The following is a 14,147-nucleotide window of genomic DNA, read 5'->3' as shown; positions in this document are numbered from 1 at the left end:
GCGGACAATCCAAAACGTCCATTAGAGAAACCCGAACGCAAGATATTGAAATAACTAAGGAAAGTTTGTACTTGTAATCTTCAAAAAAGTCAATATGGACGTCGTTATGGCGCCTGTCGGGTGCGCCATTTTCCAATATCTCAGGATTATTGTAGCCAGCCGTCGATACCCTCGGCAGCGGCAACACCCATTGCGAAACACGCCGTCAGAAGATAGCCACCAGTCGGCGCTTCCCAATCGACCATTTCGCCGGCAACAAAGATGCCGGGCAGTTTCTGCAACATCTGATTCTGGTCAATTTCATCCCAGACAATGCCGCCAGCCGAAGAGATGACTTCCTCTAACGGACGGGTGCGCAACAGCGGAACGTGTAGTGCCTTGATGGCATGTGCCAGCTTGTCAGGATTTTTATCGCGCAGAAATTCCGCGACAAGTGCTGCCTTCACACCCGTCAGGCCCGCGCCCTTACGCAACAGATTGCCGAAACTGAGCTTGCTGTCCTGCCGTGCCAGATCGGCTTTAAGCCGTTCAACGCTGCGTCCTGGCGCAAGATCGAGCACCAGATCGGCCTGCCCGTCCGCATCCAGCGCGTCGCGTAACGCCGCCGCGTGGGCATAAACAAGACTACCCTCAACACCCGTCTTGGTGATCACGAATTCGCCCTGCGTCGTTCCGGCGGCGCTCGTGATGGTGACGGATTTGACTGGTTCGCCTGCAAAACGGCTTGCCAGATGCTCACTCCATGCGACATCGAAGCCGCAATTTGCGGATCGCAACGGCGCAATTGTAATGCCTTTTTCGGTAAAATGCGGCACCCAGGAGCCGTTCGAACCGAGTTTCGGCCAGCTCGCGCCGCCGAAAGCGAAAAGCGCTGCATCGCACTCAACGGTTTCGCGGCCAGTGGCAGTCTCTACAATCGGCATGTCGCCATCAAAACCGACCCAGCGATGCCGTGTCAGAACGCGCACGCCTTTCGCTTCCAGCCGATGTCCCCACGCGCGCAACAACGGGGAAGCCTTCATCGCCTTGGGAAAGACGCGATCCGACGATCCGACGAAGGTTTCAGCGCCAAGCGCGTCTGCCCAATTCCGCAGATCCTGAGGCCCAAACTTTTGCAGTATCGGCAGAAGCCGGGCATTGGCTGCGCCAAACCGGGTCGTAAAGACGGAGAAATCTTCCGCGTGGGTGATGTTGAGACCGGATTTTCCGGCGAGCAGGAATTTGCGTCCGACGGTCGGCATCTGCTCGTAAACAGTCACGCTATATCCGAGCGCTGACAGTTTTTCGGCTGCGATCAGGCCAGATGGACCGCCGCCGAAAACCGCGATACGGCCCCTACGCATGACTGTCTTGCCGGGAAGTGGACGTGAAATTCATCAGTCCTGCTTCTCCAGCATTTCCTTCACAGTGGTCGCCAACTGCTTGAGCGAGAACGGCTTTGGCAGGAATCCGAACTTGGCATCGGCAGGCAGATTGCGTGCAAAAGCGTCTTCCGCATAACCGGATACGAAAACGAATTTGATATCCGGATAGGTCTTGCGCAGCTCACGCAACAGCGTCGGGCCGTCCATTTCGGGCATGACCACGTCGGACACGACGATATCCACCTCGCCGCCAAGTTCTTCCATGATTTCCAGAGCCTCTACGCCGGAAGCCGCTTCATGCACCGTATAGCCGCGCGACTGGAGTGCGCGCACCCCGCCCATACGCACAGCGTCTTCATCTTCCACGAGCAGAACCGTAGCGGAACCGGAAAGGTCGGTCGCCTTTTCGACCTTCTTTTCCTTGACCGCGACAGGCACGTCCTCAGCGCTCTTCTCCACGATCAGGCGCGGCAGGAAGATCTTGAAGGTCGTTCCCTTGCCGACTTCGGAATCGCAATAGATGAAGCCGCCGGTCTGTTTGATGATGCCATAGACCATCGACAGGCCAAGACCGGTGCCCTTGCCGACTTCCTTCGTGGTGAAGAACGGTTCGAAAATCTTTTCAAGCACATCGGCTGGAATGCCGGTGCCGGTGTCTTCGACCTCGAAGACAACATAATCGGCTTCCGGAAGATCACGATAGGTGAGTTTTGCCGCTTCGTGGACAGGCACGTTGCGGGTCCGCAGCGTGATTGCACCGCCCTCAGGCATTGCATCACGCGCATTGACCGCAAGATTGACGGCAACCTGTTCGAACTGGCCAAGATCGGCTTTAACCGGCCAAAGATCGCGGCCATGATCGATTTTCAGTTCGATATCCTTGCCAACAAGGCGTGCAAGCAGCATGCGTAGATCGGCGAGAACGTCGGTCAGGTCCAGCACTTCCGGACGCAGCGTCTGGCGGCGCGAGAACGCGAGCAGCTGGCGCACGAGCGAGGCCGCGCGGTTTGCGTTCTGCTTGATGTTCATGATGTCCGGGAAAGACGGATCGGATGCGCGATGATTGGTCAACAGCAGGTCCGACGACATGATGATTGCCGTCAGAACGTTGTTGAAGTCGTGCGCGATACCACCAGCAAGCTGGCCAACAGCCTGCATCTTCTGGCTCTGCGCCATCTGGTTTTCGAGCGCTTTCTGTTCCGTCGTTTCAACGGCGGAAATGATTGCCGCCTCTTCCGACGACTCCCCACCCATATCGCTGACCGGGCTCATATAAAAACGGATATGCCGTTCCTCATTACCCGGAAGAACGGTGTCGACCGGCGAGATACTCGCCTGCCCCGCAAATGCCGCCGCAAGCGCTTTGGTGAACACTTCGCGGTCACGCTCATGCACGACATTTTCCAGCTTCACGCGGCGATCAACGGAATCGCGATCCACGACGGACGAGAAAATGTCGAGGAAGCGCGCATTGGTGCGCAGCGTGTGGCCCTGCGCATCGACGGCGGCAATGGCCATTGGCGCGGAATTGAAGAAGCGCGTGAACCGCACTTCTGCCGAACGCAACGCTGCCGAGGAATCATCACCCTCCGCACGATCCAGAACGATAGTGCGGCTGGTGCCGCGTGTCCCGTCACGTGCTGCCTGTACACGATGATAAAAGCGCACGGCCAGGCTTTGACCATTGCGCTTGATAAGATCGAGATCGATCACCGTGTTGCGGCTGGTGCCGGGCTCTGCCTTGACGGCCTTGATGAGCGCCATGCCGCTGCCCGCGACGATCTCATTGAGCGTCAGCGAACCCGGTGTGAAGGCTGTCAGATCGACGCCAAGCCATTCCGCCAAAGTGGCGTTGAGATAGATGATGCGGCCCGATGGATCGGCGGAGAAAAAGCCTGCCGGTGCATGGTCGAGATGATTGATCGCTTCCTGTAGCTCCTGAAAGAAACGCTCCTGCTCGGCGCGTTCTTCGGAAATATCGGCAATCTGCCATGCGACGAGCGGGCCTTTGTAGTCCTGCCCGGCTTCAATGGGGCGAGACTTGATCCGATACCAGACCGGTGCCAAAGAGCCGTGCGCCTCGCGGGACAGTCCGCCAGACAACCGCACTTCTTCCTGCCCGGAGAGACCATCGCGCACCGCATTGGTCAGACGATAAATCGCGTCGGATGCAGCAGGTTCAGCCGTCAGCACATTGTCGAGCGAGCGGATGCCGTCGGCATTGGCGACGCCGGTCATATTGGCATAGGCCTGATTGGCATAAACGATCTGGCCGCGAGAATCGGAAATGACCGTGCCTTCCGGCTGCGAATCCATGAAGGAATGCGCCAGATCCTGCCCGCCTTTGCGCTGGCTGAACTGAATGAGGCCTGTGGCCGCACCCAGAAGATAGAAGACGCCGACCATCGACAGGAGCCCCATCAGGATGAGTGCGAAGCCATCGCCAATCCGGTCGCGAAACAGGAAATAGACAACCGCCAGCCCGGTCAGCAGAAGGCCGACAATCAGCAGACGCAGCGCGCCACTTGAATTACGCTTCGGTGTGACAAGCGGTTTCGGATATGCGTTGTCCGTCTGTCGAGACATCAAGCCCACCGACCTTCCATGCTGCATGACTGTTCCTTGCAGGCAGCGATTGTGCCGCGCATCGTTTCGATCAGCCAAGACGTCTTTTCACTCATTAAGCAACCCGATCCTGTCGCCAGCCATTTCCTTGCGCGTTCTCCATAGACGATCACGCAACGAGGCGAAATGCCATGCATCTGGTATATCCGATTCGCAGAATGCGTTAATCGGCGAGCAGCACAAGCGTTGCTGCACGGAAACGGTGTAAACCGGGTCGTTTTTCACTGTTTTGATGGGAGATCATAGATTTCCCGCATTTCGCCCACAATTTGATAGAACATTCCCAACGCTTGCAAATTCAACTACTGTCCTGAAAATGCAAGTTGCGCGATGATGCGGAATGTCGGGGGATGCACAATCTCCGTTTCATCAGCGTTTTTCGAATATTGAATTTAAGAGGGTATCCGCATGAAGGAATGGCTCAGCGGCATCGTTGGGGAAAGCACGGCTAATATTGTCGGCTTTGTGCTTATATTTGCGATCATTCTCGGCGGAATTTTCGTTGTCTTGAGTATTATCCGCCGTTTCAGCGGCGGCAGTTTCACCTCGAACGGCCGGTCGCGCCAGCCACGACTTTCCGTCATGGATGCCGCAGCGGTCGACAGCCGCCGCAAGCTGGTACTCATCCGTCGCGATGATGTTGAGCATCTGTTGCTTATCGGCGGACCGACCGATGTAGTGGTCGAACAGAACATCGTCATGGAATCACGGGCGCATGACCGTGTGCAGACCTCGCGTATCGAGCCGGAACATATCGAGCGCTTTCGCCAGCACGAAGCGACGATCACCAGCGATGTGAGCGAGCGCCCGGCGCTGTCATCACAAAACTCCGCACCGGAAACAGCACCGGAAAAGGATGAAGCGATCCAGCTAAGCTCGGCGATTGAAACGCCGGTCTATCGAAAGCCGGAACCGCCGAAGGAAGAGCCGGTTCGCCAGGAAGCCCCACAGGTTGTTGCACCGCGTATACCGCCGCGCCCACCGGTCACACCAGCCGTTGCTCCAGCAGCTCCGCAGGCGCCTGTCCGGCCTCCGGTAGCACCATCCGTACAGGCAGCGCCGCAGAACCGCCCGCAACCACGACCCGCGCCGAATTATCCACCACAACCGCGCACTGTGCTTCCGGCCCAACCGCCGCAGCCTTCTCAGCCGCCTGCACGCGCCCATCCTGCCTATCCGCTCAGCCAGGTATCGCGCGGTGTGGTCAGCTCCACCTCGAATCTGGCCACCGCCGCTACTGTCGCCGCTGGCGCTGCTACAGCCACCGTCGCTTCAGCGAACCTCGGCAGCATCGTGCCCGAGCGCGAACCAGTTGCCGCTCCAACAAGCACGCCAACGCCGCCGCTTGATGTAACCAGTCCATCGGTTTCGTCCGCCGTAACACCGGAGTTCACGAGCGTAGCAGAACCAAAGCGTGTCGAACCGGAAGCGGCAGTCGCAGCACCGTCACAGTCGGCACCGACGACGGAAGATGATGGTCTGGAAGGACTGGGCGGCGCGTTACACGACGCGATCATGGCCGATCTCGAAACAGAAGTTACGCCTGTAAAGGAAGAAGCGCCTGAACCGGAAGCTGATTTGACGGCTGATTTCTTCGAGGATGAACTATTGAGTTCGCTCGATATCTCCGCGACTGACGACACGCCGTCCGATGATATCGAAGACGAAATGGAAAAGCTTCTTGGCGAATTGACCAAGAACGAAACCCGCCCATAAGCGAAGTGTTCTTTGTAAGATTGAAGCGCCAGCGGTCATACCGCTGGCGTTTTCATTTGAATAATATGCAAAAACAAAAGGCTGCGGTTGCCCGCAGCCTTCGAAATTTCTCAAACCAACGTTATGTTATTAGTCGTCGCGATAAACTTTTTCACGACGCTCATGACGTTCCTGCGCCTCAATAGACAACGTCGCGATTGGGCGTGCATCCAGACGCTTCAGGCTGATCGGCTCGCCGGTTTCTTCACAGAAACCATATGTGCCTTCGTCAATCCGGCTCAGAGCCGCATCAATTTTGGAAATCAGCTTCCGCTGTCTGTCGCGAGCCCTAAGCTCGATTGCCCGGTCCGTTTCGGAGGATGCCCTATCCGCCAGATCGGGATGGTTTGCATTTTCCTGCTGTAGCGCTTCAAGCGTTTCACGCGCTTCGCGCAGAATATCATTTCTCCACGCGATTAGTTTCGCGCGGAAGTAAGACTTCTGCCGTTCATTCATGAACGGTTCGTCTTCAGTGGGCCTATAGTCAAGGTCGATTAATTCACTCATTCTGAATCACCCCACATCTAGGAGACGCGTGCGGTTATATAAGTCCATCGTCCAGTCGACACAACATCAAAGAAACGTATCCCACTACTTTTTAGTGCATCAATTTTGTGTGTATTTGCAAAAAAATTGTGCAAATGACGCGCGCCACAGATACGCCGCCCATTATGTCTGGAGGATGACAGCGGCGATTAAATTTAGATTGCAATGGGAAACATGAATTCACTATTTCAGATTTCGTTGCTCTATTATGCCCAATAAATCGGCATAAATCCGCTGTGAACAACGTCAGGCAACGGTGGAAAATCACATCACACAACGCAACCACCGCGCATTTTAGCGAAATTCATGTCAAAACATCTGTGTAACCAGCTTCGGGACGGTGCACATGAGTCGATTGCTTCTCCTACGACATGCCAAAGCCGTTTGGGCCAAGCCCGGAATGAAGGACTTCGACAGACCGCTGGATGTAGAGGGCCATGCTGCGCTTGATCGGCTCGCCGAAGCGATGCGCGCAACAGGCCTCGCGCCCGACCGTGTGGTGCTGTCCGGTTCATGCCGCACCCGGGAAACCGCCTTCGGCCTGTTGGAAAGACTGGGCGTCGAAGTGGAAACCGTCATCGACGACGAAATCTATAGCGGCGGCGCGGCAGAGTATCTGCGATCCATCCGCGCGCATGGCGATGTCGAGACGCTAATGCTGGTCGGGCACAATCCCAGCATGGAAGATCTGGCACTTGCGCTTTGTGCAAAAGGCGATCCGGATAGCCTCGAACGGCTGCATGCCGGTTTTCCCACCGCCGCCCTCGCCACCATATCCTTTTCAGAAAAGCTGAGCGATCTCAGTCGCGAACACGGATTTCTTGAGAGTTTTCCGCAGCCATGAGCTTGAAAGATGAAGCTGAGCGGCCTTCTTCTTGCGAAATGGGCTCGTCATCTTATTTATAGCTTGAACGGGAATTCACCCTGCGAGGACCTCATTGGCAAAGCTAACCAGTATCGGCGATGAAGCCAAGATTGCACTGGACACATTGACGGAACGTGCGACCGGGCTTCTTTCTCCTTCGCTGCGCCTTGGTGTGACAGGACTGTCCCGCGCCGGTAAAACGGTTTTCATTACCGCACTGGTGCATAATCTCGTTCACGGCGGCAGGCTGCCGATGTTCGAAGCTTATAAGTCAGGCCGTATTTCTCGCGCGCTTCTGGAGCCGCAGCCCGACGACGCCGTTCCGCGTTTTCAATATGAGGAACATCTCTCGGCGCTTATCGATGAGCGTATCTGGCCGGACTCCACGCGCGCCATTTCGCAGCTCCGTCTGACCATTGAATACGAAACAGCCTCTGCATGGGGACGCTGGCTGTCTCCCGGACGACTTTCGGTCGATATTGTCGATTATCCCGGTGAATGGCTGCTCGATCTGCCGCTGCTCGGCAAGAGCTATGCCGAATTCAGCGCCGATTCCTTCGCGCTTGCCAACGAACCGACCCATATCGACCTTGCGCAGCCATGGTTGGTGGAAGCGGCATCTATCGATCCGACCGAAAAGGCTGACGAGTTGAGCGCTCAGCGGTTGGCAAAAAGCTTCACCGCCTATCTGCGGGCCGGAAAAGCCGATGAGCGAGCGCTTTCCACCTTGCCGCCCGGTCGGTTTCTGATGCCCGGCGATCTCGATGGCTCGCCCGCGTTGACCTTTGCACCACTGCCCAATCTTGCACCGGAGGACATAAAGGCCGGAACGCTCGCCGCCATGATGGAACGGCGCTACGAAGCCTACAAAACCTATGTCGTGAAGCCGTTCTTTCGCGAACATATTGCACGGCTCGACCGCCAGATCGTGCTGATCGACGCGATGCAGGCCATGAATGCCGGTGGCGCAGTGGTGGCGGACCTCGAACGTGCACTGACAGACATTCTGTCCTGCTTCCGGCCCGGACGTGCCAATCTTCTCACCGGCCTTATTCAACGCCGTATCGGGCGCATTCTCGTGGCGGCGACCAAGGCCGACCATTTGCATCATGAAAGCCATGATCGGTTGCAGGCTATTGTGCGCCGTCTCGTTGAGCGTGCCATCGAGCGCGCCAATTTTTCGGGCGCGGACATTGATGTTTTGGCCATGGCGGCAGTGCGGGCAACCCACGAAGCCACCGTCACGCAAGGAAAAGAGGTTCTCCCCGTCATCGTCGGCACACCGCTCAAGGGCGAGCGTATCGATGGCGAGATATTTGATGGTGAAACAGAAACAGCTATATTTCCCGGTGACTTGCCAAAGAATCCTAATACTATCTTTGAACAGGTTTCCACGCCGGAAGACCCTGCCATTCGCTTCGTCCGGTTCCGTCCTCCACGACTTGAACGCACTGCCGAGGGGGTGACGCTGTCGCTCCCGCACATAAGGCTGGACCGCGCCCTTCAGTTCCTGATCGGAGATCGTCTGGCATGAGCGACGACACACCGCGCAAACCGACCTCCTTCAAGGTTGATGCTCCGCCCCGCGCAAAGCCTCTCCCGGAAGCTTCAGATGATACGCCACGCCGCCCTCGTGCTGTCAAAGATCTGGAGCAGATCGTCGTTGAGCCAGATATTTTCGAACTCAGCGACGAAGAAGCCGCCGAACTCGAAATCCTTGATCCAGCCTTCGAAGCGCCCAAACGCAAAGGCTGGTTCGGCGGATGGTCGCTCGGAAAAATCCTGACCGGCGCACTGGGCATTCTCGTTTCCTTCGCCGTTGGCATCTGGACCGAAGATCTTATTCAGGCGCTTTTCGCCCGTGCCGACTGGCTTGGCTGGACCGCACTGGCGGTAGCGCTCGTAGCCCTCGCCGCATTCATCGCCATTATCACCCGGGAATTGCTGGCCCTGCGGCGGCTCGCCTCCGTGCAGCATTTGCGCAAGGACGCAGCGGATGCCGCCGAGCGTGACGACATGGCAGCAGCCCGCAAAGCTGTCGATGACCTGCGCGGCATTGCGGCCAATCTCCCGGAAACGGCGCGTGGACGTCAGCTACTCAACGGTTTGACCGACGACATTATCGATGGGCGAGATCTGATCCGGCTTGCGGAAACCGAAATTTTGCGCCCGCTTGACCGTGAAGCGCGCACGCTCATTCTCAATGCATCGAAGCGTGTATCGATCGTCACAGCGATCAGCCCGCGGGCGCTTGTTGATATCGGTTATGTGATTTTTGAGTCGGCGCGGCTCATTCGCAGGCTTTCGCAGCTTTACGGCGGCAGACCCGGCACACTGGGCTTCATCAAGCTGGCGCGGCGTGTTCTCGCCCATCTGGCCGTCACCGGCACACTCGCCATGGGCGACAGCGTGATCCAGCAGCTGGTCGGCCAGGGTCTGGCATCGCGACTATCGGCCAAACTCGGCGAAGGCGTGGTCAACGGCCTCATGACTGCGCGGATCGGCATAGCAGCAATGGACGTCGTGCGCCCCTTCCCGTTCAATGCGGAAAGACGTCCCGGCGTCAGCGATTTTATCGGCGATCTGGCCCGCCTCAATGCCGACAGAACCGCCACTCCGAAGTCCGGAAAGACGTCCACGGGTAAAACACAGCCGTGAGTTTTCGGGAGAAACCGTCCGACTTTCGGCCCGATGAAAACCAAGCGTTAACCATTCAAGACGATTATTAGCAGATAGAAATCCTGCGTCAGAATCGAGTGATCTGGTCGTTTGGCACAATCCTGTTTCGACGTGTCCATTCAGTCCGATTGTTTCTGATATTGCCGGTCATTCCGGCTTTTTGCAGCGTATGACATGACATTCGGTCGTGACATGCTGACCAACAACGATTAGGAATGGCGTCCAGTTGAGGTCGCAAATTCCGGGACAGAGCCGACTATGAAGAATTGCATCGCTGCCTGCCTGACGCTGCTGCCCGTCTCGCTTTCCGCTGCGCCGGTTCTGGCCGCAGACAAGGACAAGCAGTTTTTCCAGACGATCGAAGGCCAGTGGTCCGGTCCCGGTGAAATCGTTGCCGGCAAGTACAAGGGCACCAAATTCGTCTGCAATCTCGCTGGTTCCACACCGGACGATGCGGTTGGCATGACACTGGACGGCAGTTGCCGCGTCGGCGTCTTTTCGCAGCCCATGAAGGCAACCGTCACGCGCGTCGGCTCCGGTTATTCCGGCAAGTTCAATGACGGCTCGGAAGGCAAAGGCCTCGACGTGACGTCGGGTTCCGTCAGCGGTAACAAGATGGTTTTCGGCCTCAATCGCAAACAGCTGAACGGCGCCATGCTGGCCCGCGTTTCCGATCAGAACACGATGAATGTCACCGTGTCCGTGCGTGTCGAAAAGGAACTTGTTCCGGTCATCGGCATGAGCCTCAAGCGCATTGATAATGTCGCCGTCGGCAGCATCGCCAAGAACTGATTTTTACAGTTTTATTGGTTCCACCAGCCCGCATCCGTGCGGGCTTTTTCTATTTCGGATGATGGAATATCAGCTTTCCACTCAGCAATCGTGCGTCCGGCAACCACCAGTGACGGTGCGATATCGTTGAGCGGCACAAGAACGAAGGCCCGTTCCTGCATACGCGGATGCGGCAGCTGCAGTTCCGGCAGAGCCATCTTTATCGGCTGCCCGGCAGCATCTTTCATCGCCAGAATGTCGATATCGATAATGCGCGGTCCCCAACGCTCCAACCGCACACGTTTCAACGAGCGTTCGACATCTAGACATGTTGCAATGAGTTCAAGCGGTTCGAGCTTGGTTTCCAGCTCTGCGCAGGCGTTGTGAAACCAAGCCTGATCTGTCTTGCCCCATGGCGGGGTGCGATAGACAGACGAAACAGCCACGACGTTTGTATCGGCGCGCGCATCCAGCATGCGCAACGCACTGGCCATTGAAATAACGGGGTCGTCAATATTCCCGCCAAGGCCAAGCCAGGCGCGATAAGGTCCTGCGGCTACGCTCACTGCGGATAGACCACCGTAACCTCGACATGATCCAGAACACCCGGCACCGGCGCATTGGGCTTGCGAACAGTGATTTCCGCGCGTTTGACCTGCGGAAACCGCTTGCTCAGAGCCTTGGCGACATCAAGCGCCAGCGTTTCAATCAGATAACGCTGACGACCGGTGATGATTTCCTCGATCACCGTGAAAGCCGTCCCGTAATGGACGGTGCCTTCAATGTCGTCGCTTTCCAGCGCGTTGCCCGGATCGACATCCAGAATGGCGTCGACATAAAAACGCTGACCGAGTTTGTGTTCTTCATCGAACACGCCGTGGTGCGCAAAGAATGCGCAATTCATAATCCGGATCGTGTACACGGCTTCACTTTCTATTTTGGCTGCGCTTCACTTGCAGGATAGCATCCGCAACTGCAAGAGCGTCTCTATTAAAAGTGACATTGTGAACGCGAAAGATGTCGGCTCCTGCCAGTCGCAACGCCACCGAAGTCGCAGATGTAGCTATATCACGCTTCAACGGGTCGGTCTCACCTGTGATCGTGCCCACAAAGCGCTTGCGTGACGTACCGACCAACCAAGGGTAGCCGAAACGTTGCAACTCCGCCATTCGCGCCATCAAGATAATGTCGTCTTCGACGCTCTTGCCGAAGCCAAAGCCGGGGTCGAGAACAATGCGGGATCGATCGATACCTGCCGCTGCTGCAATCTCCAGTGACTTGTTCAGGAAGACGGCGCGATCTTCGATGACATCAGGATCGGTTTCCCGGTCGCGGGTCGTATGCATGATAACAAGGCCCGCCTCGGTTTCGCGAGCAACATCGGCGATAGCCGGTTCCCGTTGCAAGCCCCAGACGTCATTGACGATATGCGCGCCGGCCTCCACCGCCGCTCTGGCAGTCGATGCCCGATAGGTATCGACGGAAATGATGCAGCCGAAACGCTCCGTCAGCGCCTTGATAATCGGCACGACACGGCCCTCTTCAGTCGCGGCATCGACGCTTTCCGCGCCCGGCCTGGTCGATTCCCCGCCGACATCGATGATGGTTGCGCCGTCCTCAATCATCTTTTCGGCAGCAGCGAGCGCCGTTTCGAACTCGCTGTGATGCCCGCCATCGGAAAAGGAATCCGGCGTGACATTGAGAATGCCCATGATCACGGACTTTTCCCCGAACTCAAGGCTGCGCCCGTGAGCCAGATGCCAGATTTTCGCCATTTCCGGTTATTCCTGTATAGATGTTAATTAAGACCCGCGATGCAACCAAGCTGGTCCAATGTCATTTAACGAGATGCGTTATAGTTCTCTTGACGTTTGCATGCCAAGCTGCGACGGCAAAAATTGAGTTTATTCAGAGTTTAGAAAAAAGGTGCCAGGATATGATTTTTAAAAAGCGGATTCTGGCTTTTGGCGCAGCTCTGGCAATCGTTGCATCTCAGGCCGACGCCGCCTCTATCTTCCGTGAATTCAAATATTACACCGTGAATGGCAAGACGCCCGCCGAACTGGATAAGGCACTGTCCCGTAGCGGCCCCTTCCTGAAGAAAACCGGACAGCATCATCCGGGCGCAGCGGAAATCCGCTTTGACGCCAAGGTCCGTTACGGCCGCGCAACGGGCAAGGCGTGCAAAGTGCAGGACGTCTACGTCAATGTTCACGCGAAGGTCTCGTTGCCACGCTGGGCGCAACGCCGCAAGGCGACGCCGGAACTGGCGCTGATCTGGGACACGCTTTATCAGGATATTCGCCGTCACGAGGAAAGCCACATCGTCATCGCACGCAGCCATGCCAGCGAGATGGAACGGCAGATCCGTGCACTTCGGTCGCGTTCGGATTGCGCCGTTTTGCGCAAGGATATCGACAAGATTACCGCACGTCTGATGGAAGAACATGACGAGGCCCAGCAACGCTTCGACCGCGTTGAGACCATCAATTTTGAAAAGCGCTTCGAGCGCCTGCTGACTTATCGTCTTGAAAAGATGAACCAGCTGCCGCGCTGATTACGAAGATCCGGCTTTCTGCAATCTCTTGCGCAGGGCTTGCGTCATGAGAGCGGCTTCATGAAAGCCTGATAGGATCAGCTTCAACTTACCCGGATAGTGACAGGCATCGCCAATCGCATAGATATCGGGCTGTGACGTCGCGAAGCTTTCGGGCGAAACGGCAATCGCATTGCCTGCCCGCTCCAAACCAAATTCGGCCATTGGATCAGGACGCATGATCTGACCATCCAGTCCGAACGCCCCCAGACCCGAAGCAATCACCACGGCATCAGCCGAAAATGAGCCAGCATTGTCTGTGGTCAGGACAAAGCGCTCTCCTGCGCGTTTCAGCGAAGTGACCGTTTGACCGTAATGGAATGCAGGACTGTAAGGCGTGATCTGCTCCAGTAGCCGCGACACCAGTTCGTCGCCCATGATCGTCGGGAAGCCCGGAATATCGAAGATCGGCTTGTCGGGATAAAAGACCGTGCATTGTCCGCCCGGCCGATCCAGCGCGTCAATCAGCTGGCATTTGAACCCGAACAGGCCAAGCTGGAAAACGGCGAAGAGTGCAACCGGCCCTGCCCCGATGATCGCTATATCGCTTTTTATACCGATCCCCGGAGCCGCTGCCATCCTCTTAGTTCTGGCGTTCCGGCACCTGAACGACGAGGCCGTCAATAGCGTCGGTCACGCGGATCTGGCAGGACAGACGCGAAGTCGGACGCACCTCATAGGCGAAATCCAGCATGTCCTCTTCCATCGGATCGGGTCCGCCAACTGTCTCCGTCCATTCTTCATCCACATAGACGTGGCAGGTTGCGCAGGCGCAAGCGCCGCCGCATTCCGCATCAATGCCCGGAATGCCATTGCGAATGGCCGCTTCCATCACGCTGGAACCGTTATCGGCCTCAACTTCGGTACGTGCCGCGCCGTCTGCGGATACGAATACGATCTTGGTCATTTTCATTCCTTGAAACGCGTGAAGCCACGCGATCTTTTA

General features: G+C 56.8%; 14 protein-coding genes. 6 read left to right on the top strand and 8 right to left on the bottom strand.

All coding sequences use genetic code 11. The features are described 5' to 3' along the window. Positions 1-146 precede the first annotated feature (146 nt). Positions 147-1,343 carry a TIGR03862 family flavoprotein gene (locus tag QBD01_RS24010; RefSeq protein WP_280994836.1) on the bottom strand — a complete coding sequence of 399 codons (1,197 nt, stop codon included), beginning with the start codon at positions 1,341-1,343 and terminating at the stop codon, positions 147-149. 33 nt (positions 1,344-1,376) lie between these two features. Further along, complete coding sequence (cckA, locus tag QBD01_RS24005; protein WP_182520406.1) at positions 1,377-3,950, bottom strand: cell cycle histidine kinase CckA; 2,574 nt, start codon at positions 3,948-3,950, stop codon at positions 1,377-1,379. Positions 3,951-4,397: 447 nt separating this feature from the next. Between cckA and QBD01_RS24000 the strand changes: the two genes are divergently transcribed. Beyond that, complete coding sequence (locus tag QBD01_RS24000) at positions 4,398-5,705, top strand: flagellar biosynthetic protein FliO (RefSeq protein WP_280994835.1); 1,308 nt, start codon at positions 4,398-4,400, stop codon at positions 5,703-5,705. Between the two features lie 129 nt (positions 5,706-5,834). Here the strand turns inward: QBD01_RS24000 and dksA are convergent, their stop codons facing one another. Beyond that, positions 5,835-6,251 carry an RNA polymerase-binding protein DksA gene (dksA, locus tag QBD01_RS23995; RefSeq protein ID WP_078338578.1) on the bottom strand — a complete coding sequence of 139 codons (417 nt, stop codon included), beginning with the start codon at positions 6,249-6,251 and terminating at the stop codon, positions 5,835-5,837. A 385-nt stretch (positions 6,252-6,636) separates the two neighbouring features. On the opposite strand from dksA, the gene QBD01_RS23990 reads away from it, so the two are divergent. From QBD01_RS23990 to QBD01_RS23975, 4 genes are all read left to right on the top strand, one after another. Next, a complete protein-coding gene (locus QBD01_RS23990) occupies positions 6,637-7,134 on the top strand; it encodes a histidine phosphatase family protein (protein WP_280994834.1) in 498 nt (165 codons plus the stop codon). Between the two features lie 94 nt (positions 7,135-7,228). After that, the gene (locus QBD01_RS23985) at positions 7,229-8,689 is read left to right on the top strand and encodes a YcjX family protein (RefSeq protein ID WP_280994833.1); all 1,461 of its coding nucleotides are present in this window, start codon (positions 7,229-7,231) and stop codon (positions 8,687-8,689) included. Beyond that, on the top strand, positions 8,686-9,813 hold the full coding sequence (locus tag QBD01_RS23980) for a TIGR01620 family protein (protein WP_280994832.1): 1,128 nt from the start codon (positions 8,686-8,688) through the stop codon (positions 9,811-9,813). Before QBD01_RS23985 ends, QBD01_RS23980 begins: the two co-directional genes overlap by 4 nt. Positions 9,814-10,092: 279 nt before the next feature. Continuing rightward, positions 10,093-10,626 carry a hypothetical protein gene (locus QBD01_RS23975; protein WP_078338574.1) on the top strand — a complete coding sequence of 178 codons (534 nt, stop codon included), beginning with the start codon at positions 10,093-10,095 and terminating at the stop codon, positions 10,624-10,626. A gap of 11 nt (positions 10,627-10,637) precedes the next feature. Here the strand turns inward: QBD01_RS23975 and folK are convergent, their stop codons facing one another. From folK to folP, 3 genes are all read right to left on the bottom strand, one after another. Beyond that, entirely contained in the window at positions 10,638-11,099 is a 462-nt protein-coding gene (gene folK, locus QBD01_RS23970) for a 2-amino-4-hydroxy-6-hydroxymethyldihydropteridine diphosphokinase (protein ID WP_280994868.1), read from the bottom strand. A 68-nt stretch (positions 11,100-11,167) separates the two neighbouring features. Beyond that, positions 11,168-11,527: a dihydroneopterin aldolase gene (gene folB / locus QBD01_RS23965; RefSeq protein ID WP_078338572.1), complete on the bottom strand. Its 360-nt coding sequence runs from the start codon at positions 11,525-11,527 to the stop codon at positions 11,168-11,170. Between the two features lie 4 nt (positions 11,528-11,531). Continuing rightward, a complete protein-coding gene (folP, locus tag QBD01_RS23960) occupies positions 11,532-12,380 on the bottom strand; it encodes a dihydropteroate synthase (protein WP_280994831.1) in 849 nt (282 codons plus the stop codon). A 161-nt stretch (positions 12,381-12,541) separates the two neighbouring features. On the opposite strand from folP, the gene QBD01_RS23955 reads away from it, so the two are divergent. After that, on the top strand, positions 12,542-13,162 hold the full coding sequence (locus QBD01_RS23955) for a DUF922 domain-containing protein (RefSeq protein ID WP_280994830.1): 621 nt from the start codon (positions 12,542-12,544) through the stop codon (positions 13,160-13,162). Here the strand turns inward: QBD01_RS23955 and QBD01_RS23950 are convergent, their stop codons facing one another. Beyond that, positions 13,163-13,780 carry an FAD-dependent oxidoreductase gene (locus tag QBD01_RS23950; protein WP_280994829.1) on the bottom strand — a complete coding sequence of 206 codons (618 nt, stop codon included), beginning with the start codon at positions 13,778-13,780 and terminating at the stop codon, positions 13,163-13,165. It abuts the gene before it with no gap. Between the two features lie 4 nt (positions 13,781-13,784). Next, positions 13,785-14,108, bottom strand: a complete 324-nt coding sequence (locus QBD01_RS23945; protein ID WP_182520397.1) for a 2Fe-2S iron-sulfur cluster-binding protein — start codon at positions 14,106-14,108, stop codon at positions 13,785-13,787. Between the last annotated feature and the right edge of the window lie 39 nt (positions 14,109-14,147).

Origin of the sequence: Ochrobactrum sp. 19YEA23 (assembly GCF_029909865.1) — a bacterium.
GTDB classification, from domain to species: domain Bacteria; phylum Pseudomonadota; class Alphaproteobacteria; order Rhizobiales; family Rhizobiaceae; genus Brucella; species Brucella gambitense.
Note: the sequence above shows the minus strand (reverse complement) of the source record. Positions and strands in the feature narration are given on the sequence as shown.